Genomic DNA, 22095 nt, shown 5'->3' with positions numbered 1-22095 from the left:
TTTTTTGTGAGAGAAGGGGATCAACGGGGTTTTCATGCTCGCGACACCGCTCCGGCAGTGTCGCGCAGCTGCAAGGAACTCCGCGCCATGTGCGCCGACAGCAGAGATCCGCCTCACCAACATCCGGGACAACGCCATGAATTCCAGCCTTCCACAGGTCAGACGCACCGCGGTCTATGTCTATCAGGCACCCTTGCGGGCCTGGCATTGGATCAATGCACTCTCGATCACGATCCTGGCCATCAGCGGCTATCTGATCGGCAGCCCGTTGCCGACACTGCCCGGCGAGGCGAGCGATCACTACGTGATGGGCTATATCCGCTTCGCGCATTTCGCTGCGGCCTATATCTTCGTGATTGCCTTCCTCTTTCGGATCTATTGGGCGTTCGTCGGCAATCGCTATTCACATCAATTGTTCACCCTGCCCTTCTGGCGCGCGAGCTTCTGGCACGAGCTGATTCACGAGGTCCGCTGGTATGCCTTCAAGGAATCGGAGCCGGCCAAATATATCGGTCACAATCCGCTGGCTCACCTCTTCATGGTCGTCATCATCACCGTGGGTGGTCTGGTGATGATCGTCACCGGCTTCGCGCTCTATTCGGAGCAGACCGGACTCGGCACCTGGCAAGACCAGATGTTCGGCTGGGTCATCCCCTTCGTGGGCCAAAGCCAGGACGTGCGCATGTGGCACCACTGGGGCATGTGGGTGATCGTTGTCTTCGTGATGCTGCATGTCTACACCGCGATTCGCGAGGACATCATGTCGCGCCAGAGCCTGATCAGCACCATGATCAGCGGCTGGCGGATGTTCAAGGACGATCGGCCATGAGCGACCGAACCGTCGGAATTAGCCCCGCCATCCTGGTCCTGGGCATCGGCAACCTGCTCTGGGCCGACGAAGGCTTCGGCGTGCGGGCGGTGGAGGCGATGCAACGCGACTGGGTTATGCCGTCCAACGTCCAGCTGCTCGACGGCGGAACCCAGGGCATCTATCTGGTCGACCGGGTGCGCACGGCCGATGTGCTGGTGGTCTTCGACGCAGTCGACTACGGCCTGCCGCCGGGCACCATGAAGCGGGTCGAGGGCGACGAGGTGCCGCGCTTCCTCGGCGCCAAGAAGATGAGCCTGCACCAGACCGGCTTCCAGGAGGTGCTCGCGCTCGCGGACATGCTCGGCGACTATCCGAAGCATCTGCTCCTGATCGGCGTGCAGCCGGTCGAGCTGGATGATTTCGGCGGCAGCCTGCGCCCGCAGGTCAAGGCGCGAATCTTCCCCGCGATCGCGATGGCGTTGGAGTATCTGACGCAGTTCGGCGTCGTCGCGCAGCGGCGGGGCGATTCGAGCGCCGACACCCATGATCTTCCCCATCCCTCGCTTGGCCTGACCGCCTACGAAACCGGCCGACCGGCAGCGGAGGTCGCCTGTCGCATCGGCGACGAGCGTGTCTTGGCGAGCCTGTCCGGCCGGGCGCACCACCCCCGAGATCCACACGGAGAGCGTCAATGACCACACCGATCGACCTTACGACGACACGACGGATGCCGGGAACAACCTTCAGCGTGGTGGTCGACGAAGGCCCCGATTACCTCTCGATGCCGAAGGGCATGGCGACCTACCAAGCCCCGCTGTTGCCGGAACCCGAGGCGCTCGACGGCTGCGCTGCCGGACTGGATCTGTTGCGGCGTCTGCTTGAGGTGCTGGCACGGCATCGCGTTGGCCAGCCGGCGGAGATCCTGGATCTGTGCTCGCTCGACACCCTCGATCGCGAGCTCGTCGACCAGACGCTCGGCGAGGGCGAGGTCAGCGTGATTCAACAGGGTTTGGAGAAAACACGCGCGCAGGAGACGCGACTCGCCGGAGTCTGGCGACTGCACGTCCCCGCATCGGACAGTGGCGCGGGCCGCGAGCTGATCGAGGTGGCCGAGATCCCGAGCTTTGTGAGGGCGAGCGCCTTTCTCGGGACGACCGGGACGATCGGACCCATCGGGGATCTCCCGGACGGCGTCATGAACGCCCCGGCGCTGATCGCCGAGATCGAGACCAAGGTCGCCGAATGGCGTCCCGGCACCCCGGCCCACATCATCAATTTGACCTTGCTTCCGATGACCGAGCAGGATCACGCCTATCTCGACGAACGCCTCGGCCGCGGGCATGTGACCATCCTCTCGCGCGGCTACGGCAGCTGTCGGATCGTCGCCAGCGGAATTCGGCAGGTCTGGTGGGTGCAGCACTTCAACTCGGACGATCGTCTCATCCTGAGCACGCTCGAGGTGACGGATGTTCCGATTGCCGCGCTGGCCGCTCAGGAGGACATCGACGACAGCCGCGATCGACTGGCGGAAATTCTTGAGGCGCTGCAATGAACACAAGCGTCGACGAGCCTGATGCGAGGCGCCTCGCCGGCGATGCTCGTGACGGTAATTTGCCCATGGAATGCCGGATCTGCTGGTACCTTTACGACCCGACAGAGGGAGATCCGGTCGGTCAAGTGTCGCCCGGCACCGCCTTCCACGACATCCCGGACGACTGGTGCTGTCCGCGTTGCGACAACGATAAATCCTATTTCTTGCCCGCCACGTAGGTCGAATCAGCGCAGCGTTGTCCGTCAAAAGACATTGCAGCGGTTGCCGGCGTCGATGTCTGAGCACGACGCGCGCCGTTCGACGGCAGAACCGTTTCGGGTACCGGCGCCTCATCCGGCCTCCATCTCGACAAACGCCAGACCTTGCACGCACCGCCCCTTTGCGGTTCAAATCCGGGCCGAGCCCCTACACGACCGCGACCGAATCCGCACCCGGAACCATGCCCACACCCGAGACTCTGGCGTGAGCCCCACCCGACCGACCGTCCTGCTGGTCGACGACGAGCCGCTGTCGCTGGAGACCCTGACGCGGACGCTCGAAGAGTCATTCGAGGTACTAACCGCGACCAGCGCGGTGGCTGCGGAGGAATTGCTCGCCGAAGAATGGGTCCAAGTCGTCGTCACCGACCAACGGATGCCCGAGACCACCGGGGTGGAATTTCTCGCACGGGTCAGGGAGCGTTGGCCCGATGTCTTGCGCATCATCATCTCGGGCTACACGGATCCCGGAGATATCATCGATGGGATCAACCGCGCGGGCATCTATCAGTACATCACCAAGCCCTGGCATCCCGACACGCTCATGCTGACCGTCGGGAACGCCTGCCACCTTTATCGTCTCCAGCGCGAGCATGAGCTCCTCTCGCTCGAAACCCGCCTCACCGCCGCAACCCTGGAACAACGACTCGCCGCGCAGCGCGCGCGTTTGAAACGGAACTTTCGGCTCGACGCCATCGTGCGCAGCCACGGCGGTCCGCTCGATGCGGTGTGCGATCTGGTCGAGCGTGTCGCCCCTTACGATATCCCGGTGTTGCTGACCGGCGAGTCAGGTACCGGCAAGGAGCTTTTTGCGCGTGCCCTGCACTACAACAGTCACCGTGCCGACAAGCCTTTCGTCGCGGAGAATTGCGGCGCCATGCCGGATCAACTGCTCGAGAGCGAGCTGTTCGGACACAAGAAGGGCGCCTTCACCGGCGCCGTGAACGATCGGATCGGTCTCTTCGAGCAGGCCGACGGCGGAACCATCTTTCTCGACGAGATCGGCGAGGTCTCGCGGGCGTTTCAGGTCAAACTGCTGCGCGTCCTGCAGGAAGGCGACGTGCGCCCGCTCGGAAGCAACCAGCGTCGTCGGGTCGACGTGCGCGTGGTGGCGGCCACGAATCGGTCGCTGGAGACCGAGATCGCCGAAGGCCGCTTTCGGGAGGATCTCTATTACAGGCTCGCCGCGGTGCGGCTGCATCTGCCGCCGCTGCGTGAACGCCCGGAAGACATCCCGGTGCTTGCGCGGCATCACCTCGAGGCGGCCATGGCCGCGTTCGGAAAAAGCGTGACAGGACTCAGCGACGACTTGATCGACCGCCTCCAACGCTATCATTGGCCGGGAAACGTGCGGGAGCTGCAAAACGAGATCCAGCGGATGCTGGTCATGTGCGACGGCAACGAGCTCGGAGCCGACTTGCTCGATGCCGGCATCGCCGATGCTGCCTCGTGCTCCGAGCCCCCGGGCTCGGAGCCGTCCCGGACTCAAACCCTCAAGGCACGCATCGAAGCACTTGAGGTCGGCGTCCTTGGCGAGACACTTGAGCGCAATCGCTGGAACAAGTCACAAACCGCCGCCGAGCTCGGTCTGTCGCGCGTTGGCCTCAGTGCAAAGATCGAGCGGTATGGGTTGGCGAGACCGTCAGGGGACGCTCGGCGCAATCCGCCCTAAACCGCGCCCGGTGCGGTATGCGTCGTTTGTAGACTGGCTTGGCCTCGCCAGCTCCCACAACGATCGGAACTGGCGCGGTTTAGAGTATTAAACTTTAAAGAGGATACTCTCCAACCTGATCCGCGCCGCTCAGGTTATGCCCGGCGCAGTGTGCTGCTAGTACCCCGTTCCACCCTATTTTGCGTGCTCAGCGAGGCGAGAAGCGTTCGGCGGCTAGGCGCGCGAGTGAAGGAAGAGTGGCCCTCTTTCAAGCTCGCGCAACAACGGCGCCGAACGCTTCTCGCCTCGCCCTTCGGGAGCCCCCCAAAGGCGCCAGGGCGGCGTTACAGCCCTTGGAAATAGGATCCACTATTCCCCGCGGCCTGTGCCTTGCCCTGGCGCCTTTGGGGGGCTCTGAGCATGCAAAATAGGGTGGAACGGGGTACTAGTGCGTATGCGCCTTCATCATCAGCTTCAGAATCTTCAGATTGATGACGATGAAGCGATAGAACTGCCATACGATCGATGTCCGCATGTATCGCGTGAAGCCTGTGGGCACCGGCGGATAATAGGCCTGTTGGTAGGGCTCTCGGTTCTTGGCGGTCATGGACGTGTTTCCTCGATGATCTGAAGTTGTCTACCGAGCGCACATCGATCTTCCGCGGCGTTGCACGCCCCGAGCATCCCGCTTTCCGAAAAACCCATGTGCGCTCTGTCTCTCAATCGGGCAGAATCGACCAACCGGGCCTGAGCTTCGCCTGATAGATGAAGACATGGTGCAGGATGTATTTCATCCAATGCCCAGCCAGACCGATCTCGCCGAAGGTCAGATCCATATCGCGACCGTATTCGGGGTATTTGTCGTAATCCGGCACCACCGGAAACACGGTCATGGTCGCTGCGGTCCCCTTGAAGATGTCCGATCCGGTCGAGGCCACGCAGGCCGCGCCGATCTCCGCCATCGACGCCGTATGCGTCGGAGCGGCGGCGCCGTTGATCATGTCCCGAATGCTCGTGGCCACGGCCTTGCCGATGGCCGCGGACGGCATACCCGTGCGCGGCGGCGTCGGGTTGATCGGGGTCCCGTTGGTGCTCTTCATGGGCTTGCTGATCAGATGCGGGGGCGCAAAGGCGATCCCGACGGCGAACATGTTCTTGTACAGCGGGGTCTGATAGGTCTTCGGCCAGTCCTGCGGACCCCAATCCTCGTAGGGCTTCGGCTCGTAATCGCCGTCCACCTTCATAAAGCCGTTCGGGGCGAAGATCGTCGCAGTGATGTCCTCGCCGGACTTGTCGTACGCCTTCAGGGGCTGTCCGGCAAACGGCGGGATCAACATGGCGAAATCGAAATCGATCTCATGGAAGCTTCCGTCGAGGATCTCGTAATGAATCTTCCCGGGCTCGACCTTGGAGACCGCCGCGCGCGTGATCCATTCCATGCCCCGCTCGACCATCAGGGATTCGGCAAAGACCTTGCCGTTGGTGACGTAGCCGCCGCGGTGGATATGGACGCCGCCCATCCCGAAGTCGCCGAGCTCGTACTCGTTGCTGATCCAGACCAAACGCGCCTTGTCGCGAACGCCCGCCTCGCGCAGCGCATGGTCGACATTGTAAATGTATTCAAAGGCGGCCCCTTGGCATGTACACATGCCATGGCCGGTCCCGATGACGAAGGTCTTGGTCGCGCCGGCCTTCATCTCGTGGATCATCTTGCGCAAATGTTCGTTGGCTTCCTTTGCATGCTCCGGGGTGCAGACCGAGAGACTATTCCCACCGTCCGGCCCGAGACCGGGGGTTGCACCGAAGTTCAACTTGGGGCCGGTCGCGTTGACCAGATAGTCGTATTCGATCGCATCGGTCTGACCGAGTCGCGCCGGATCCGTGTACTCGATCGTGACATAGGGTGCGGCATGCTCCGCCCCGCCCTCGGGATGGATCGAGACGGCACCCGCCTGTCGAAAATCGACCCCGAGCTTCTTGTAGATCGGCGCCAGCTCGAAGGTCACCTGCTTCTCGGTCATCTCGCCAACACCGACCCAGATGTTGGACGGGATCCAGTTCCACTTCGGTTTGGGCGAAACGACCGTGATCGAATGCGACTTACCGAGCCATTTCCCGAGATAGCGGGCAACCGTATGCCCGGAAATGCCCGCCCCGAGGATAAGGATTCGTGCCATCTGTGTAGCCTCGCAATGGTGGTCAAGCGACGAACGCTAACAAGACGCTCGGCGCCTGGCAAAGACATGGATCAATGGATTCGACATCGGTCAGGGGGTCGCCGGCAGCTTGCGCTGGCCCGCCCCGCACTCGATGAAGATCGGATGCGGACAGGTCGCGCACACGGACTTGTCCAGCTTCTGGTAGATCGCGCGAATGGCCGCGTTCTTGGCCTGAAAGACATTTCGCCCGCCGGTCGCGTCGATACAGCCGCAGCGCTCGAGCGCCTCCCAGAGCCCGGCTTTGACGTTGATGAGATAGAGCCCCCCGCCTTCAGCCTGGCGCCGCTTGGCCTCGCGTACCAGCGTTTCGCCGCCCTGCAGATCCACGAAGTTGATGCCGTCGGCGAGGATCGCGAGATGCTTCTGCTCCGGGTGCGTCGCGCGCAGCCGATCGAAGGCGCTCTCGACATGCGCGACCGAGCCGAAGAAGAGCGAGCCGTCGATCCGCATGATGTGTAGCTGCGGACATTGCGCGACGTCCGGTTCGCAGGAGAAGGCTCGATTGGGCAAGCGAGGATCCGGTGCCAGATTGACGATACGCGGCTTGGAGGTGCGATCCAGATAAAGCACCAGCGACAGCAACACCCCGGCAAAAATGGCGAACTCGAGCTCCAGGAAGAGCGCGGAGAAAAAGGTCACCGCCAAGACCGAGGTCTCGCGTTTGGACGCCTTGAGGATATGCCCGATCTCTTTGAAATCGACCAGCCCCCAAGCGACGAGGAACAGCAATCCCGCCATCGCGGCCGTCGGCAGATAACTCGCGTAGGGCGCGACCAAGGGCACGATCCCGATCAACAACACGCCGGCGAAGATCGCCGCCAAGGGCGTGCGCGCACCCGCGGCATAGTTGACGCCGCTGCGGTTGAATGAGCCGGTCGCGACGTAGGCCGAGAAGAAGGAGCCAGCGATGTTGGACAAACCTTGGCCGATGAACTCCTGATTGCCGTCGATGCGATAGCCCCCGCGCGCCGCCAGCGAGCGGCCGATCGACACCGCCTCGGTGAGCGCGAAAAGGGTGACCGCCAAGGCGGTCGGGGCTAATTCCTTGATGTGATCAAAGGTCAGATCCGGCGCCGACAGCGGCGGGAAGCCCGCCGGCAAGGCCCCGACGGTCGCGATCCCGGTCACCTCGTTGCCGAGCCAGGCGTCGAGTCCGACGGCGATCAGACTGCCCCCGAGCATGGCGGCGATCATGTAGGGAATCTTCGGCAACCAACGCTTGAAGGCGATCCCGATCAGCAGTGTCGAGACGGCCACCAGCGTGGTCGCCGGGTTGATCTCGAGTACGTGATGGCCAAACTGGATCAGGATGTCGTGCAGGTGCCCCCCGCTATCCATCTCGATGCCGAAGAAATGCTTGAGCTGCTTGGCGGCGATCAAGAGCGCTGCGCCGGCGGTAAAACCGACCACAACAGAATGCGAGATGAAGTTGACCAGGGTCCCCATGCGCGCGAGGCCGAGTGCAAGCTCCATGAGCCCAACCATAAAGGTCAATGTCAAAGCGAGCGTCACATAGTCCGGAGATCCCGGGAGCGCCATTACCGACAAGGCCGAGAACAGGACAACCGAGGCCGCCGTGGTCGGCCCCGAGACCAGATGACGCGACGATCCGAACAGCGCCGCGATGATGGCGGGCACCATCCCGGCATAGAGTCCGTATTCGGGCGGCATGCCGGCGATGGTCGCGAAGGCCACGGCCTGCGGCAGCACGACCAAGGCCCCGATGACGGCGGCAAGCGCATCCGCCTTGATCTCCGTGCGCCCGACCCCGGGCAACCAAGACATGAAGGGGATGACCCAGGACCAGCGTAAGGACATCTGAGACTGCATCTGGGGAGGCTCTCTTCGAGGGTATCCATGACGATCGCGCTTTACGCGCGCGCCGCCCGGTCGGCCACGTTACGGCGAGGCAAGCGGCCCGGGATCCGTGGTCAGCACGATCAAGTATACCCGACCGCCCCGGAGCAAGCGTGGTCACTGCGGCAACGATACCGAGCGCGCGTGGTTTTTCACAAAGCATGGTGCTTGCAGCGCGCGTCGGGACAAGGCGCGCCGGCCCGGCGTGCGCGGCGCGTGTAATGCGCCGAAAACCCCACAGGGGCTCTGGATATATCTGCGAAAACCCCTGATCGACGCTGCATCTGCCGTGATCCGATGGTCTAAAGTTAAGTCAGCAGGACGTCGTGCACCGCACGACGCCCGATGCGGGAGGAACCGTCCGATGAGACACATCACCATTGCAGTTGCCCTCACTTCCGCACTCGCCTTGAGCGCCTGCGGAACCACAACCACATCGCGGACCGGAACCGGGGCGGTCCTTGGCGCCGGAACCGGCGCAGCAATCGGCTCCATGAGCGGAAACGCCGGCAAGGGCGCACTGATCGGCGCCGGTGCCGGTGCCTTGGGCGGCTATATCTACGACCAGAACCAGAAGGAAAACCGCGAGCAGTATCAAAGGCAAAACCGGAGCACTTATCGCGACGGCTATCGCTACGACCAGGGTTATGACCAGGGCTATGACCAGGGCCGACAAGATCGACGTTATCAGAGTGAGAGGCAGAACAGTCCGTTTTGGTACTGAGACCAAACGACGCCATCCGCGAGCCGGACGCCCTGCCCGGCGTTCGGTCCCGCGCGATCAATCGAGAATCCACGATGCACAGCGCCCGACCGCCCCTTGAGCCGGTCGCGCAAGCCATACCCGCAACACCTCGAGTCTTTGGTACGATCGGCACCCACCCGACCCATCCGCGACAGCTCTCACCCGGCACGCCGACCCGCGACACCCGTTTCTCGACGACCGGATCGGCAAACGCCTGATCTCCGGCGGTGACGTGTCGATCGGCCCGCACATCGCGCGCATCGCCGGGTTCTGGTACAACCCGGCCTGCAGGCTGCGACGTCTGATCCCGGCTCACTGCACCTCGCGGCCACATCGGCGCCGGATGATCTTCGGCTTGGGTGCGAGCGGGCAATTCCGGAGCACTCAACCGGGCCGGCACAGACCCGGCCTATCTCCGGCATTCCGCATGCCGACCCATGCAACTCTCGCTGCAGGGACTGCGACGGAGCGGCGGGGACCAGTTTTGCCGCCGATCCGCTTGGACGAGAAACCCGATGGACCTTACCAACCAAATCATCCTGGTCGTTTCGCTGGTGCTCTTTGCGAGCATCCTGGCCAGCGTCGTGACCAGCCGGTTCGGCGTGCCCCTTCTGCTGGTCTTTCTCTTCATCGGGATGCTTCTCGGCGAGGAGGGACCGGGCGGTATCCAGTTCGACGACGTCCAGGTCGCGCACCTGTTCGGCAGTTTGGCGCTGGCGATCATCCTCTTCGACGGCGGGTTGGTGACACCGTTCCGGAACTTTCGCGTCGGGCTCAAGCCCGCGGTCGGTCTCGCCACCGTCGGCGTCCTGATCACGGCGGGGGTAACGGGGCTCTTCGCGGCTTGGTGGCTAGGCCTGCACTGGATGGAGGGGCTGCTGCTGGGCGCGATCGTCGGCTCGACCGATGCGGCGGCGGTCTTCTCTCTGCTGCGCTCCCAAGGGCTCGAGCTCAAACAGCGGGTCGGCGCCACGCTCGAAATCGAGTCGGGCAGCAACGACCCCATGGCCATCTTTCTGACGATCGTGCTGATGGAACTGATCATCAGCGGCAGCGACGATGTCGGCCTGGTGCTGCTGCTGGAGTTCATACGTCAGATGGGGCTCGGCGCCCTGTTCGGAATCGTCGGCGGCTTGGGTCTGGTGCGCCTGATCAACCGCCTGGAGATGTCCCCGGGGCTTTACCCCTTGGCCGTCATGGCCGGCGGCCTGAGCATCTTCGGGATCACCTCGGTGATGCAGGGCAGCGGCTTCCTGGCGATCTATCTCGCCGGACTCGTGGTCGGCAACCGACCCTTGCAGTCGAGCCAGTACATCAAGCGCTTCCACGACGGTATCGCCCGACTGTCGCAGATCGGGATGTTTCTGATGCTCGGGATGCTGGTGACGCCCTCGGAGCTTTTACCCGTCGCCTCGGATGCCCTGTTGTTCGCCGCGGTGCTGACACTGGTCGCCCGCCCGATCGCCGTCTGGCTCTGCCTGCTGCCCTTCCGGTTTCCCTGGCGCGAGCAGGTGTTCGTCGGCTGGGTCGGGTTGCGCGGGGCCGTGCCGATCATCCTGGCACTCTTCCCGCTGCTGGCCGGGATGGATCAGGCATCGATGTACTTCAACATCGTCTTCTTCGTGGTGCTGGTGTCGCTGTTGATCCAGGGTTGGACGGTCGCCGCCTCCGCCCGGCAGTTGGGACTAGAGGTGCCGCCGACCAGTCATCAGGTGCAGCGTGTCGAGCTGGATATCCCCGGCCAGCGCGAGCTTGAGCTGGTCGGCTATCGCTTGGCGAAAGACACGCCCGTCGTCGTCGAGCGGCGTGGCGCCTTGCGGCTCCCGAAGGGAGCGCGCGTGGCGGCGGTTCTGCGCGGCAAACACTTGGTGGAGACCCTCGACCTGTCCGATCTGAAGCCGGACGACTATGTGTATCTCATCGCGGACCCGGCCGACCTCGCCGAGCTGGATCGGCTCTTCGTCGCGAGCGCGGCGCCAGAGCGCTTGTCGGATCAGGTCTTCTTCGGCGAGTTCGTGCTCAACGGCGAAGCGCGGGTGGGCGATCTAGCGGCCGCCTACGCGCTGGATCTCCCCGCGTCGGAACACGCCCTGAGCTTGGACGCCTTCATCCGGCGCGACCTGCACACCGCCCACCCGGTGGTCGGCGACAGACTCCAACTCAAGACGGTCGATCTGGTGGTGCGCGAGGTCGAAGGCGACCGCATTCTGAAGGTCGGATTGAAGCTGATGCGCAGCGGCTGAGCCGAGACGACCCCGACCGAGGTGTTTCGGTTATTTCCCTCAGCTGGTGCGGCCAAGCCATTCCAACAAATTTACGCATACCGCACCGGGCGCGGTTTAAGCGTGGCCTAGATCCGTCGTGGCTCGCGGATCCTGAAGCCAAGAATTACCAGTCCGAGGACGCAGTCAGTGCGGCCCTTGCCTCCTCGCTCGGGAACAGCACCGCCCCCGCCTCGTCGATCAGCGAGATCGCCAGGGTGGGACAACCCTCGGCAGCGGCACGCATGATGTGCTGATCCCCAAGTCCGCCCGTCGGGAGTGCCTTGAGGTCGTCCCCGATATCGTGCTCTTTGAAGGCTTGGGGGCAGGCGACCCAACAGGTCCCGCAGCCGATGCAGGCGACGTCGATAACCTCGATTTTACTGATCATAAGTGCGAGCAATCCGTATTCAGATTCGTTGGGCGGCCCGAGCCGCGCGCGTCGGGCAGAAAGATTACGCCCCGCGCCGCCATGGCGCAACGATGCGAGCCCGAACCTCATCCCGACGCGAGCCTGACGAAACGCGTTTGCGGGTGTACCTTACGCGATCCTCACGATTCAGGCGAAACCCAGGAGACGCTTCATGTCCGACGCCCCGTTCGAGCTGGTCGATGCCAAAGACAGCTTCATCGACAGCGACTGGTTCCACCACTGCCGCGAGACCCGCACCCCTTTCGTGGTGGTGCGAAGCGGTGAGCACGCGGCGGATGTCCTCTGGGATTACATCACCTTGCCGCCCGAATGCGACGCGGCGCTGCGGGAAAACCTGCCCGCGCTGGAGCGAGACGCCCGCGCCATCTTCGATCGCTACGCCATTCCCGAGTCCTATCTCCGCGTCAAGGCCACCCTCATCGGCTTCGATCGCCTGCCGTTCGATCGCGCCAAAAGCGCAGCGGCGGACCTCTACCACCTGATCGCCGCCTACGTCCCGGTTGCCGAGCCTGCCGGCGGCACGACCCACGACGCACACACCGAAACCGCCATCGGCAGCGACACTGCAGCGTCGACATCGCTCCGACTCTGGGTCGAAGCGGTCAGCACCTCCTCCGCAGCCTGACACCCGGAAGCACCCGCCAACACAATATAGCGGCTTGCGTTACCGAAACACCCACAATATCTTGTGTCCACGAGGACTGGACATCCGTGACGAAAGCCCTAAACTCCGGAGTCACGAAGTCATCAGACCGACCACCGACATTTTTGGCTGACGGCCGTCGGCAACTGCAGGCATGCCGAGCCCGTCAACCGAATTCCATCGAGGAGACACACGATGCTGAACTGGGACGATCCACTCGCCACGACCGGAACTGCCGCCCGTGATCACGGGAGTGCTTTCGTCGTCGATCCGACCGAGACACCCGACGACTGGTCCGCCGACCCGCAGTCCGACAACGACATCGCGACCCCGTCTCGTGCAACCCTCGACACCGCGCCTGTTCGCCCCGGCCACGGCCTGGTCAGCAATGCCGACCTGATGGCGACCGCCGGCGCGGCCCCCGTCGTCGACCCCAACCCGTTCCCCGGATACGCCGCACTCCAGAGCGAGCTGCCGATCGGAGACACCCTGCTGCCGGCCGAATCGGGCCTGGAGGTGGCGCACCCGGACGACGGCATCGTCGGCGGCGCTACGGGTCTCGAGTCGCTCGAGATGGGCGCCGGGCGCGTGCGCGTCGACGACAAGAAGATCATCAACTGTCACGCCGATCTCAATCAGCTCGTCCCCTTCAAATACGAGTGGGCCTGGCAAAAGTATCTCGACGCCTGCGCCAACCACTGGATGCCGCAAGAGATCAACATGAACGCGGACATCGCGCTCTGGAAGGATCCCAACGGACTGACCGACGACGAGCGCACCATCATCAAGCGCAATCTCGGATTCTTCTCCACCGCCGATTCGCTCGTCGCCAACAACCTGGTGCTGGCCGTCTATCGCCATATCTCCAACCCCGAGTGCCGCCAGTACCTGCTGCGCCAATCCTTCGAGGAGGCGCTGCACACCCACGCCTACCAGTACGTGGTCGAAAGCCTGGGCCTGGACGAAGGCGAGATCTTCAACATGTACCGCGAGGTCCCCTCGGTCGCGCGTAAGGCCGAATGGGCCCTGCCCTACACCCAGCACCTGGCCGACCCGCACTTCAAGACCGGCACGCCCGAGAACGACCGCAAGCTGCTGCGCGAGCTGGTGGCCTTCTATGTCATCTTCGAAGGCATCTTCTTCTATGTCGGATTCGTGCAGGTCCTGAGCATGGGCCGGCGCAACAAGATGACCGGCACCGCCGAGCAGTTTCAATACATCCTGCGCGACGAATCCATGCACATGAACTTCGGCATCGACGTGATCAATCAGATCAAGATCGAAAACCCCCACCTTTGGAGCCCTGAATTCAAGCAAGAGCTGGTCACCATGATCCGCGATGCGGTCACCATGGAATCGCGCTATGCCCACGACACCATGCCGCGCGGTGTGCTCGGGCTGAACGCGCCAATGTTCGAGGAATATCTGCAGTTCATCGCCAACCGGCGTTGCGCGCAGATCGGCCTGCCGGAGCAGTACCCGGGCGCGTCCAACCCCTTCCCCTGGATGTCCGAGGTGCTGGATCTCAAGAAGGAGAAGAACTTCTTCGAGACGCGGGTGACGGAATATCAGACGGGGGGTGCGTTGAATTGGGATTAAACCGCGTTTTGGTGGTCACTTGCGGGATTCCAGCGAACCCGGCCCGCTGGGGCTCTAATGGGTCTTTGAGTCACGCGGTTTAAGATTTTCTAGGAAATTATCGACTTAAACCGCGTCTGCTCCGAGATTGGCTGATTCCTTCGACGCTGACCCAGCGCGCATCGCGCGCATATCACAGGGAGACGCGGTTTAATGCGCGCTGAAACGAGCGTTTATGTCTCGATGACCGACGTGGAGAATCCGCTCTCCGCCGCCTCACCTCAACCATTTTCCCTCGACAACGCCGAATGGCCGACGGCCGAGCATTATGTGTTGGCCATGCAGTTCGACGATCCCTTGCTCAGGGCCGAGATCCGCTCGGCGCTCGACCCGCAAGCGGCCCGCAGGCTCGCCAAGCGTCACAAGCGCAAGATCCGCAGCGACTGGGATTCGGTGCGACGCGTCTACATGACCCGCGCCATCTACACCCGCTGCCTCTCTCACCCCGAGTCCGCACGCGCAATCCTCGAGTCCGGCGACAAACGCATCATCGAGAGTAGCCTCTATGATTACTACTGGGGCTGCGGCCGCGACGGGCGTGGACTCAACACCTATGGAGAAGTACTCATGGACGTGCGGGAGAAGCTGATAGCGGCGACCGCGGTCTCTCCACGCTCCTCTGTCCCGCCGCGCCCATAATCCACCGGGGGCGAGCTTGACGCTCACGAATCACTACTAAACCGCGCCCGGTGCGATATGCGTAATTTGTTGGAATGACTTGGCCGCGCCAGCCCCGACGACTGTCGGAGCTGGCGCGATTTAAAGTCTTAAAAAATATTAAATTCTAAACCGCGTCTCACCGGGGTCGAGGACATCTCCGAAGCCAAACGCAAAATGAAAACTACGCATCTCGCTCCGGACGCGGTTTAAAAGGAATTAAAAGGAATAAGGGGGCCGGGTGACCGCGGGTGATTGCTCACCCGCGGTTCCCACAGATCCGGACGTGCCCAATTCGGGCATCCGGCTCCTCGGCCTAAACATTCGCTACGTGGCATAGAGGCTATGTACCGCACGCGCGGGCGGGAGGGGATGACGCTTGAGCAGACGGTTGAACGCCGGCCAATCGAGGCGCGTCGCATGCGAGCGGCGGTTGAGCCACTGATGCCAGCGTCTCTGGACCTCGAAGCGGAATCGCGACAGCGCTCGTGAGTTGCCCGTGATGCCGTAGTAGGCATTGTGGCCCTTGAGCTTGCGGCTCAGCGCCTGCTGTTGCTCCGGCACCGGTCGGTGACGGTTGTTCCGGCACCATTGTCCGATCTGCCGTAACGCACGGCTGAAACGGGACTTGGCCGTCTTGCGTTGCACCACCCAACGCCCCTTCCGGGAGCGCCCCCAGTAGTGGGTGAAGCCGAGCAGGTCGAAACTGCGCTCCCGTCGGGAGCCACACTGCGTGCCTGTCCGTGATGGACGACGAAAGTCCACCAGTCGGGTCTTCTCGGGGTGGAGCGTCAGCCCAAAGCGCTCGAAGCGCTTGGGCAGCACGTCCATCACCCGCCGGGCGTCGTCCTCCCGCTCGAAGGCCAGCAACCCGTCATCGGCGAAGCGGACCATGAAAGCCCGTCCGCGCAGGCGGGGTTTGACCTCGTGTTCGAACCAGCGGTCGAGCACTTCGTGCAGGTAGAGATTCGACACCAGCGGGCTGATCACGCCCCCTTGCGGGCTGCCCCGCTCGGGATAGCTGATCGCCCCGTCCTCCATGACCCCGGCTTGCATCCACTTGCCCAGCGCGCGGCGGATCACGCCGTCACGCACCCGTTGGTCGAGAAAGGCATTGAGATGGGTCCTGTCCATGCTGTCGAAGAAGGAGCGGATGTCGAGATCGATCACCCAGCCTCCGCCGATGTCCATCAGCCCCTTCCAGAGCGCTTCGAGCGCTTGATGCGCGCTACGCCCCGGGCGGAAACCGTAGGAACAGTCCAAAAAGTCCTGCTCGTACACCGGCTCCAGCACCATGAGCACCGCCCGCTGAAGCACTTTGTCCTCCAGGGTGGGAATGCCGATGGGCCGGGTTGTGTTCTTCGCCCCTGCCTTGGGAATGTGCACGCGCCTGACCGGCGGCGCACGATAGCGACCGCTCTTGAACCGCTCGAGCAGGTCGCTCAGGTTCTCGTGCAGCCTCTGCTCATACGCCTCGGCCGTGACGCCGTCCACACCCACCGCACCATCCTTGCGCGTGCGCCGGTACGCCTCTTCCATCCACACCAGGTCGATGTGGTGTGCCAGCGTCAACAGCACCATCTGCGGTGCCTCGCTCGCCAATTCCGCGATCGCCTGTCGTCGCGTTGAGATGATCTCGCGATTCAATGCCCGCGTCATCTGTCCCTCCAGACGTGTGTTTAGACCGGTCGGCCGCTTCCCTCGGATGGGTCCTCTCGGGTGAGTTCCCCACCGTCCTCGGTACTATCAGCCGACTCCGACGACTCGGCCGTCATCGCGCCGCACTTCGTTGCCTTCGCTTGGCGCTACCTTGTCCGTGGTCCTGTTCGCAACCGTCGGTCGGACCCTTCCGACGGCGATCCGGGCGGCTTCTTGCGCGGCGCCCGCACCGCGTCTGCGACAAGGAACGGCTGAGCCCTCCCAGGTTCCCGGGTGACCCTTGCGTGCATGCCCTGCTCACCGACCCCGGCGGATCACCTGCATCAAGCGATACGATGCAGCTGATGTTGCCTTCCGCCATCCGTACGGCGTCGGCTCCGCATCTGAATCTTTCGAGGCTCAATCACACGGCCTACACGCCCTCTGTGTACGCTTCGCAGCCGGGATCGCTCCCGGTCCACGCAACACTCGATTCCGGTGGGTCGCTAGCCCTTACCGGTCCGGGACTTTCACCCAGCGGGTCACTACGAAAGGTTTCCGAGGCTCACGATCCTTCATGAGATTCTTCCCCCTTTCCCAGGCTTTGCCTGGCGCAAACGGATTTCTGAACCCGTTGGCCAACCCGCTCGCAGGCTTTGGCGACCCTGCGCAGTCGGCGTGTGCCTGCAGGGGTCTCGGTTGAGACATCGTATGTCGCAATGACAAGCATAGCTTGCGTCCCTCATTCATTTGGCAAGGTAGGGGAGATAACCTTCCATATCCCCGCGTAACGTCCGGGCGAGGATGCGGGCCTGGACGAAGGGCAACAGCGCGAGCGGCATCTTGGTCTCGGACAGGGGATGGGTGATCTCCTCCTGCTTGCGTGCCTGCCAGGCGGTGACGACTTGGCGGCGACCTTGGTCGTTGAGCATGACCGCACCGCCTTCGCGTTCGTCGAAGTCCTTGGCATTGATCTGGGCCCGATTGATCAGGGTGAGGGCAAGCCGATCCGCAAAGATGGATCGGAATTCCTCTTGAAGATCCAGCGCCAGCGCAGCGCGACCGGGACGCACCGCATGCAGGAAACCGAGTTGGGGATCGAGCCCGACCGATTCGGCGGCGGATCGGCAATCGTTCATCAGCATCGAATACAAGAACGAGAGCAAAGCATTGAATCGGTCGCGCGGTGGACGTTTGGTGCGGCCATCCAAGGCGAAGCTCTCGCGCGCCTGAGGTTTGATTACGAGGTTGAGCGCACCGAAGTAGCCGCGAGCAGCCTCTCCTTCGATTCCGCGCAACGTGTCCAAATCCGTGGTACCCGGAACGGCACGAACCGAAGCCGCGAGTGCGTCGGCAGCCCGCGTGAGGCTTTGGGCTTCGAGCGGATCGGCGGATTCGCGGGCACCGCGCTGTAGAACCGAGCGGCTGTTTCGGAGTTTGCCGGCCACCATGGCGCGGGCGGCGGTCAACGCAAACTCGGGGTCGAGCGCGGCCCGATACTGGGCTTGGCGGAGCAGGATATTTCCCGAGACGGGCCCCTCCAACCGCGCCTTGAAGCGGCCGGAGTGATCAAGCAGAACCAACGACTTCCCCTCGTCCGCCAACCGATGCATCAGGGCCGGGGAGACCAGCACGTTACCGAAGCAAACCAAGGCGCCGATGTGATGAAGGGGAACGCGCAGCTTGGTCTCCCGATCGACCTCGATGCGGACCGTCGCATTGTCCAGGTGCGCATAGGCATTCGGCGTCATGACGTAGAGGGTGTTTTGTACGCTGTGCATGTCCTTTGGGCTCCTGCTTCGGCCGAAACGCCATCGCTGACGGCCAGTGGATCAACCGAACAGTTCTTTCAGCAACTGCTCCCGCGTCAATCCGTGATGCACTGCCACGCTGTTGAGGACGGCCGAGAGGGTGCCCATCCGAATCGGATCATGGTTCGGAATGGTGACATGGTGCTCACCCGCCCGGGTGGTGGTCAGTCGGATGTGGCTACCGGTCTGCCTATCCTGGACGTAACCGAGCGTGCGGAGGGCCTGTATGAGCGTGGCCGCCGACAGGTCGCGTGGGATCTTCACGCGGCGATGACCTCCTCGCGCGTGATGTGGAGATGGATAAGACCGGGACGCTCCACGGGATCGAAGTGGCAGCGCACGGCATCGCGCAGTTGAGCGCGCAGGGTGTTCAGGTCGTCCGCCTCGGTGAAGATGTCGGCCCCGATGGCACGGGCGAGGTAGCCCCCTTCGGGTGCGTCTTCGACGACGAAATGGATGTCGGTCATGGATTGATCCTCTTTGACGTACGTGCGGACCCTTCTGAATCATCGGGCTGGAAGAGGGAGTGTAAGGCCGCGACTTGTCGATCGACTGCCGCGGTGCCCGCCGGGTCACAGATCGCGTTCAAGGAGCACTGGTCACAGCGGCGGTCGTTGACGGGCGGCGGTAGGCGGTCGGAAGCGAGCATTGCACGGATCGCCTCAGCGCTCTCTACGACCAAGCGGCGAAGCTCAAGGGTCATTCGAACCTCCCGTCGGCGCCGGCTGGTGGCATGGTAGATGGCGCCTTTGAGGACTGTACGGCCGAACATCTCCTCCAGACACATCGCTTGAGCGACAAGTTGCAGATCGTCGTTAAGGTGTTTTTTCCTCGGGCCGTGTTTGTACTCGACAGGGTAGATGGTCCCATCCGGCCAGAGCTCGACCACGTCGCACTTGCCGATCAGTCCGTACCGATCGCTCCAGACCGGCAGGGCGTATTCCAGCCGCGCACCCTCATGCCCGGCCACATGAGAGGCTCGGTCCACCCTTTCGTGCTCGGCATTGCCCCTGGCAGTGTGGACGTTCTGCTCGAACTCGCCGTCGAGGTAGATGAGTCCGCAACGCCTGGGGCAATAGCTGTATTGGTTGAGCGCGGAAAGGTTGACGGGATCGACCGCCACGGCCGCGGGCAAAAACCCTGTGTCGTCGTTCATTTCCACCCCCTGAGCCGTCCATACCACTCAAACGAGGCGTTGAACGATCAACGCCTTGCCTGACAAAAAGATCCAGCTCACACCGCGACTGTAGCGGTCTTACCGTCGATCAACAGATCGACCCCGGCGGGAAGACGCTCCGGATGTGTTTTGACCACATAATCGGCGAAGGTGCGAGGGGAACCCTTCAGGTCCGTTTGGTGATCGATCTCGATGATGGCGTTTGTCTGCTTACGACTCGGCCCGGAGAAGTCGAGCAGCCTTTGGGCGGGGGCGCAGCCCAGCATGGATTGTCGCACCCGCTGAGTCACATCGCTGTCGGTGCCGACATGCTTGAAGACATAGAGCCCACGGCAGGACATGACGCCCTTGGATGCCGAGCGGTCGTGGTCCCACATGCCGAGCAGGGCTTCCCATAAATGGGCAAGATCATCCTCGGAAAAGCCGGTGCCCTGGGCGAGATGGGCGGAGATGAACCCTTTGCAGGCGTAGAGACCGTAGGGGATCAGGGATTTCCGGCCCATGGTGCGGAGCTTGTCTTCCTCCTGTTTGTTTTCCCATGCCTCGTAGTCGGCCATGGTCGTTGCTCCCGGGACCTTTTCAGCGACGGCCATCCGCGTGATGGACGCATCCATCGGGAGGATAGGATCCAATGAGCGCGAGAAGGCGACCTGGACCGGCCCGCGTACCTGCCCGGCGTTTGCTCCTGTCGACATGACGGCGCCGAAGGTGCGGACATCGAAGAACTGATCACTCATCCATTTGCGCGCGGCGTTGACTTGGGTGCGGTTGCCTCCGCCTCCGGGTGCCCCGCCGGTCGCGATATGGGCTGCGGTGATCGGCTTGTTCAGATTGGTCGCGTGCTCGATGAAGATGGCGTTTGGCGCCTCGTTGCTGAACGCGGTCTGCACATAGTTGCGTATCCGTCGCTTGATGGCGACATCCGAGACGAGTCCGTGCATGTCCTCGGGATCGATACGGGGGCTGTTGCCGGCATCCGGATCGCCGTTTGGATTCCCGTTTTCGCAGTCGAAAAGGTAGAGAAATTCGTAGCGGTTCTGGATTGCGCTCATTGGTGTTCTCCTTGTTCTGGATCCCTGTTGATTTCATTCGGAGAGTCGGTCCTAGTGTCCTTCTTGCCTGCCCGCAGCGCGGCGAGCTGCTGGTAATAGCCCAGGGCAAAGAGGCCCTGACCTTCCAGATCGAGGATACGGGGAGCGCCGTCACCAAGCCTGCCCATGATCTCGGCTAACTGGCTCTCGTACCACCAAGCGAGCTTGGCTTCGAGTTTACCCAAGTGATTGCGTGCATTGGCGGAAAGGCGACCGAGAACAAGGCCCGGAGTCTGACTGGCGGATGAGTAAAAGCGCTGGACCACACCGGCCCCGACATCGCCCAGCGCCGCGCGTTGCAGGTTGGCGAAAAGCGCAAGCAGCCGTCCGCAATGGTAGGCGGGAGCCGGATGGTCGGCGTTGAGATAGGCGGTCATGGTGGCGTCACCTCCTGGTGTAAGTCGAACGAAATAGGCCCGAAGCAGACCCATGCGAGCATGATTGAAAACCTCGCGATTCCGCTCGTCTGGAGTGAACCGCTCGGCTCGAAATTGTGCAAGGGCTTGAGCCATCAAGGACTGAGGGATAGAAAGGTTCTGGACGGCCACGCGCCAAAGGGTTGCGACGGTGGAGCCTGCCAGTTGCTCTAAATTTTTCGAGATTGATTTCGATCGATCATTTCGTACCAGCGCCAAACCCAACTCAAAGAATCTCGGTTCCCGCGCCTCGCGGCAACCATCACAGGCTACGATAGCTAAATCCGAAAACCAGGCAGCGATGTTTCCGGCTAGGTTCTCGAAACGCCCATCCATCCAATCCCTGACCATGACCCGCCCGGAGGCTCCCGAGAGGGTTAGTGCGTAATAGCGGTTGTTGCCAAGATCCGCACGCTCACCGGATCGAATGGCGTCGAGCAGACGGCGTACAGCGCTCTGCGCTGCCGCTTCGGCATGCTCTTCTGTTTCCATACCCATCAAGAAGGCGCGGAGCGGATCGTCGTCCGGTACGATGGTATCCCTGTACCAATATGCAACGAGGGTATTGGCAATCTTGCGGCTATGGTTGCGAACCAAGTCGTTGGAGCTATGCTCGATTCTGGTGTATGAGCGGGGACTGATAGAGCTTGAGCAGGCGGCGCACCGTTGCTGACAATGTGGTTGTCGAGACCCAAAGCAGCAACGAGAGAGGTGCGCCATGAGCGACGATACGAGTACGGGGGCCCGCAGTGCAAGAGGGGATCGGGGCGAGATGCTGGCCGAGCTGGGCCTGCCGCTGGAGGAGCTGGTGCGCCGCGGGGCGCGCGACATCCTGCAGCGGGCCATCGAGGCGGAGGTGGAGCAGCTGCTCGAGGAGTTTGCCGGGGTGTCGCTGATGGACGGACGCCGGGCGGTGGTGCGGAACGGTTATCTGCCGGCGCGCGAGATCCTCACCACGGTGGGTCCGGTGGAGGTGCAGGTGCCCAAGGTGCGCGACCGCTCCGGGGCCGGGGTGAAGTTCAACTCCGCGCTGGCCCCGCCGTACGTGCGCCGCAGTGCCCGGGTCGCCGCGGCGCTGCCGTGGCTCTATCTGAAGGGGATCTCCAGCGGCGACCTCGGGGAGGCGTTGGAGGTGCTGGTGGGAGAGGACGCCAAGGGGCTCGCCGCGGCGGCGTTGGGCCGGCTCAAGGCCGCGTGGGCCGAGGAGTACAAGGACTGGACCCGGCGCAGCCTCGAAG

At 62.9% G+C, this 22095-nt stretch carries 22 protein-coding genes and 1 pseudogene; 11 read left to right on the top strand and 12 right to left on the bottom strand.

The genetic code is table 11. From position 1 onward, the window contains the following. The first annotated feature begins 136 nt into the window (after nucleotides 1–136). The 5 genes from cybH to GPT33_RS07965 all read left to right on the top strand — a co-directional run bounded on the left by cybH (nucleotide 137) and on the right by GPT33_RS07965 (nucleotide 4292). Nucleotides 137–829 carry a Ni/Fe-hydrogenase, b-type cytochrome subunit gene (gene cybH, locus GPT33_RS07985; protein WP_296807114.1) on the top strand — a complete coding sequence of 231 codons (693 nt, stop codon included), beginning with the start codon at nucleotides 137–139 and terminating at the stop codon, nucleotides 827–829. Further along, complete coding sequence (locus GPT33_RS07980; RefSeq protein WP_296807112.1) at nucleotides 826–1506, top strand: HyaD/HybD family hydrogenase maturation endopeptidase; 681 nt, start codon at nucleotides 826–828, stop codon at nucleotides 1504–1506. Before cybH ends, GPT33_RS07980 begins: the two co-directional genes overlap by 4 nt. Further along, nucleotides 1503–2363, top strand: coding sequence for a hydrogenase expression/formation protein (locus tag GPT33_RS07975; protein ID WP_296807110.1), 861 nt, complete (start codon nucleotides 1503–1505; stop codon nucleotides 2361–2363). Before GPT33_RS07980 ends, GPT33_RS07975 begins: the two co-directional genes overlap by 4 nt. Beyond that, complete coding sequence (locus GPT33_RS07970; RefSeq protein ID WP_363929132.1) at nucleotides 2360–2581, top strand: rubredoxin; 222 nt, start codon at nucleotides 2360–2362, stop codon at nucleotides 2579–2581. The genes GPT33_RS07975 and GPT33_RS07970 overlap by 4 nt, the downstream gene beginning before the upstream one ends. A gap of 244 nt (nucleotides 2582–2825) precedes the next feature. Further along, entirely contained in the window at nucleotides 2826–4292 is a 1467-nt protein-coding gene (locus tag GPT33_RS07965; RefSeq protein WP_296807108.1) for a sigma-54 dependent transcriptional regulator, read from the top strand. A 424-nt stretch (nucleotides 4293–4716) separates the two neighbouring features. Here the strand turns inward: GPT33_RS07965 and GPT33_RS07960 are convergent, their stop codons facing one another. The 3 genes from GPT33_RS07960 to GPT33_RS07950 all read right to left on the bottom strand — a co-directional run bounded on the left by GPT33_RS07960 (nucleotide 4717) and on the right by GPT33_RS07950 (nucleotide 8320). Next, on the bottom strand, nucleotides 4717–4878 hold the full coding sequence (locus GPT33_RS07960) for a hypothetical protein (RefSeq protein ID WP_296807106.1): 162 nt from the start codon (nucleotides 4876–4878) through the stop codon (nucleotides 4717–4719). Between the two features lie 112 nt (nucleotides 4879–4990). After that, nucleotides 4991–6448 (bottom strand): FAD-dependent oxidoreductase, encoded by a 1458-nt coding sequence (locus GPT33_RS07955; protein ID WP_296807104.1) that lies wholly within the window; start codon nucleotides 6446–6448, stop codon nucleotides 4991–4993. A 90-nt stretch (nucleotides 6449–6538) separates the two neighbouring features. Next, complete coding sequence (locus GPT33_RS07950) at nucleotides 6539–8320, bottom strand: SulP family inorganic anion transporter (RefSeq protein WP_296807102.1); 1782 nt, start codon at nucleotides 8318–8320, stop codon at nucleotides 6539–6541. A 391-nt stretch (nucleotides 8321–8711) separates the two neighbouring features. Here GPT33_RS07950 and GPT33_RS07945 point away from each other — a divergent pair, with 391 nt between their 5' ends. Both GPT33_RS07945 and GPT33_RS07940 read left to right on the top strand, forming a co-directional pair. Then, the gene (locus tag GPT33_RS07945) at nucleotides 8712–9071 is read left to right on the top strand and encodes a glycine zipper domain-containing protein (RefSeq protein WP_296807100.1); all 360 of its coding nucleotides are present in this window, start codon (nucleotides 8712–8714) and stop codon (nucleotides 9069–9071) included. Nucleotides 9072–9607: 536 nt separating this feature from the next. Continuing rightward, nucleotides 9608–11335 (top strand): potassium/proton antiporter, encoded by a 1728-nt coding sequence (locus tag GPT33_RS07940; RefSeq protein WP_296807098.1) that lies wholly within the window; start codon nucleotides 9608–9610, stop codon nucleotides 11333–11335. Between the two features lie 145 nt (nucleotides 11336–11480). Here GPT33_RS07940 and GPT33_RS07935 read toward each other — a convergent pair whose 3' ends face one another. Further along, nucleotides 11481–11744, bottom strand: coding sequence for a ferredoxin (locus tag GPT33_RS07935; protein WP_296807095.1), 264 nt, complete (start codon nucleotides 11742–11744; stop codon nucleotides 11481–11483). Between the two features lie 193 nt (nucleotides 11745–11937). On the opposite strand from GPT33_RS07935, the gene GPT33_RS07930 reads away from it, so the two are divergent. The 3 genes from GPT33_RS07930 to GPT33_RS07920 all read left to right on the top strand — a co-directional run bounded on the left by GPT33_RS07930 (nucleotide 11938) and on the right by GPT33_RS07920 (nucleotide 14706). Beyond that, on the top strand, nucleotides 11938–12411 hold the full coding sequence (locus GPT33_RS07930) for a hypothetical protein (RefSeq protein WP_296807094.1): 474 nt from the start codon (nucleotides 11938–11940) through the stop codon (nucleotides 12409–12411). A 213-nt stretch (nucleotides 12412–12624) separates the two neighbouring features. Further along, complete coding sequence (locus GPT33_RS07925) at nucleotides 12625–14028, top strand: ribonucleotide-diphosphate reductase subunit beta (protein WP_296807092.1); 1404 nt, start codon at nucleotides 12625–12627, stop codon at nucleotides 14026–14028. A gap of 192 nt (nucleotides 14029–14220) precedes the next feature. Continuing rightward, nucleotides 14221–14706: an NADAR family protein gene (locus GPT33_RS07920; protein WP_296807090.1), complete on the top strand. Its 486-nt coding sequence runs from the start codon at nucleotides 14221–14223 to the stop codon at nucleotides 14704–14706. A 345-nt stretch (nucleotides 14707–15051) separates the two neighbouring features. Here GPT33_RS07920 and ltrA read toward each other — a convergent pair whose 3' ends face one another. The 8 genes and pseudogenes from ltrA to GPT33_RS07880 form a co-directional block, all read right to left on the bottom strand. Beyond that, nucleotides 15052–16383 (bottom strand): group II intron reverse transcriptase/maturase, encoded by a 1332-nt coding sequence (ltrA, locus tag GPT33_RS07915; protein WP_296807089.1) that lies wholly within the window; start codon nucleotides 16381–16383, stop codon nucleotides 15052–15054. A gap of 595 nt (nucleotides 16384–16978) precedes the next feature. Then, nucleotides 16979–17092: pseudogene (gene cas2, locus GPT33_RS07910) on the bottom strand (CRISPR-associated endonuclease Cas2); the annotation flags it as partial. Between the two features lie 16 nt (nucleotides 17093–17108). After that, nucleotides 17109–18143 (bottom strand): type I-C CRISPR-associated endonuclease Cas1c, encoded by a 1035-nt coding sequence (cas1c, locus tag GPT33_RS07905; RefSeq protein WP_296807087.1) that lies wholly within the window; start codon nucleotides 18141–18143, stop codon nucleotides 17109–17111. A gap of 51 nt (nucleotides 18144–18194) precedes the next feature. After that, nucleotides 18195–18437 carry a type II toxin-antitoxin system HicA family toxin gene (locus GPT33_RS07900; RefSeq protein WP_296807085.1) on the bottom strand — a complete coding sequence of 81 codons (243 nt, stop codon included), beginning with the start codon at nucleotides 18435–18437 and terminating at the stop codon, nucleotides 18195–18197. After that, entirely contained in the window at nucleotides 18434–18640 is a 207-nt protein-coding gene (locus GPT33_RS07895; RefSeq protein ID WP_296807083.1) for a 2-oxoisovalerate dehydrogenase, read from the bottom strand. Before GPT33_RS07895 ends, GPT33_RS07900 begins: the two co-directional genes overlap by 4 nt. Next, on the bottom strand, nucleotides 18637–19329 hold the full coding sequence (gene cas4 / locus GPT33_RS07890) for a CRISPR-associated protein Cas4 (protein WP_296807081.1): 693 nt from the start codon (nucleotides 19327–19329) through the stop codon (nucleotides 18637–18639). Before cas4 ends, GPT33_RS07895 begins: the two co-directional genes overlap by 4 nt. Before the next feature lie 77 nt (nucleotides 19330–19406). After that, complete coding sequence (gene cas7c / locus GPT33_RS07885; RefSeq protein WP_296807079.1) at nucleotides 19407–20402, bottom strand: type I-C CRISPR-associated protein Cas7/Csd2; 996 nt, start codon at nucleotides 20400–20402, stop codon at nucleotides 19407–19409. Beyond that, nucleotides 20399–21454 carry a type I-C CRISPR-associated protein Cas8c/Csd1 gene (locus GPT33_RS07880; protein ID WP_296807077.1) on the bottom strand — a complete coding sequence of 352 codons (1056 nt, stop codon included), beginning with the start codon at nucleotides 21452–21454 and terminating at the stop codon, nucleotides 20399–20401. Before GPT33_RS07880 ends, cas7c begins: the two co-directional genes overlap by 4 nt. A 175-nt stretch (nucleotides 21455–21629) precedes the next feature. Between GPT33_RS07880 and GPT33_RS07875 the strand changes: the two genes are divergently transcribed. Beyond that, a partial coding sequence (locus tag GPT33_RS07875; RefSeq protein ID WP_296807075.1) for a transposase occupies nucleotides 21630–22095 on the top strand: 466 nt, incomplete at its 3' end.

Origin of the sequence: Thiocapsa sp. (genome assembly GCF_011390875.1) — a bacterium.
GTDB lineage: Bacteria > Pseudomonadota > Gammaproteobacteria > Chromatiales > Chromatiaceae > Thiocapsa.
The sequence above is the reverse complement of the archived record's forward strand: the minus strand, read 5'-3'. Positions and strand labels throughout refer to the sequence as shown.

Bases quoted from the DNA above. Each gene is read 5' to 3' on its own strand.
- cybH (WP_296807114.1), top strand. From the start codon at position 137: ATGAATTCCAGCCTTCCACAGGTCAGACGCACCGCGGTCTATGTCTAT.
- GPT33_RS07980 (WP_296807112.1), top strand. From the start codon at position 826: ATGAGCGACCGAACCGTCGGAATTAGCCCCGCCATCCTGGTCCTGGGC.
- GPT33_RS07975 (WP_296807110.1), top strand. From the start codon at position 1,503: ATGACCACACCGATCGACCTTACGACGACACGACGGATGCCGGGAACA.
- GPT33_RS07970 (WP_363929132.1), top strand. From the start codon at position 2,360: ATGAACACAAGCGTCGACGAGCCTGATGCGAGGCGCCTCGCCGGCGAT.
- GPT33_RS07960 (WP_296807106.1), bottom strand. From the start codon at position 4,878: ATGACCGCCAAGAACCGAGAGCCCTACCAACAGGCCTATTATCCGCCG.
- GPT33_RS07955 (WP_296807104.1), bottom strand. From the start codon at position 6,448: ATGGCACGAATCCTTATCCTCGGGGCGGGCATTTCCGGGCATACGGTT.
- GPT33_RS07950 (WP_296807102.1), bottom strand. From the start codon at position 8,320: ATGCAGTCTCAGATGTCCTTACGCTGGTCCTGGGTCATCCCCTTCATG.
- GPT33_RS07945 (WP_296807100.1), top strand. From the start codon at position 8,712: ATGAGACACATCACCATTGCAGTTGCCCTCACTTCCGCACTCGCCTTG.
- GPT33_RS07940 (WP_296807098.1), top strand. From the start codon at position 9,608: ATGGACCTTACCAACCAAATCATCCTGGTCGTTTCGCTGGTGCTCTTT.
- GPT33_RS07935 (WP_296807095.1), bottom strand. From the start codon at position 11,744: ATGATCAGTAAAATCGAGGTTATCGACGTCGCCTGCATCGGCTGCGGG.
- GPT33_RS07930 (WP_296807094.1), top strand. From the start codon at position 11,938: ATGTCCGACGCCCCGTTCGAGCTGGTCGATGCCAAAGACAGCTTCATC.
- GPT33_RS07925 (WP_296807092.1), top strand. From the start codon at position 12,625: ATGCTGAACTGGGACGATCCACTCGCCACGACCGGAACTGCCGCCCGT.
- GPT33_RS07920 (WP_296807090.1), top strand. From the start codon at position 14,221: ATGCGCGCTGAAACGAGCGTTTATGTCTCGATGACCGACGTGGAGAAT.
- ltrA (WP_296807089.1), bottom strand. From the start codon at position 16,383: ATGACGCGGGCATTGAATCGCGAGATCATCTCAACGCGACGACAGGCG.
- cas1c (WP_296807087.1), bottom strand. From the start codon at position 18,143: ATGCACAGCGTACAAAACACCCTCTACGTCATGACGCCGAATGCCTAT.
- GPT33_RS07895 (WP_296807083.1), bottom strand. From the start codon at position 18,640: ATGACCGACATCCATTTCGTCGTCGAAGACGCACCCGAAGGGGGCTAC.
- cas4 (WP_296807081.1), bottom strand. From the start codon at position 19,329: ATGAACGACGACACAGGGTTTTTGCCCGCGGCCGTGGCGGTCGATCCC.
- cas7c (WP_296807079.1), bottom strand. From the start codon at position 20,402: ATGAGCGCAATCCAGAACCGCTACGAATTTCTCTACCTTTTCGACTGC.